We start from the raw sequence: 202 nt of genomic DNA on the forward strand, positions 1-202 counted from the left end.
TGTTGATAATGATGGAATATATAAGGCTTTAAAACATTTTAATTTAATAGATTAATAATATATAAATAAGGATTTTTTATTATGATAAAAGCAGTATTTTTTGATATAGACGGCACTTTAGTAAGTTTTAATACACATAAGATTTCTGATTCTTCTAAAGAAGCTATAAGATTATTAAAAGAAAAAGGTATAAAAGTTTTTA

The 202-nt window shown here is 19.8% G+C and carries 1 protein-coding gene; it reads left to right on the plus strand.

Annotated elements, in window-relative coordinates:
• Positions 1-81: 81 nt before the first annotated feature.
• Positions 82-202, plus strand: a 121-nt coding sequence (locus tag E6A48_RS11900) for an HAD family hydrolase (RefSeq protein WP_219710516.1), incomplete at its 3' end; no start/stop codon positions are given.

This window comes from Brachyspira pilosicoli (genome assembly GCF_019402445.1).
Lineage (GTDB): Bacteria > Spirochaetota > Brachyspiria > Brachyspirales > Brachyspiraceae > Brachyspira > Brachyspira pilosicoli_B.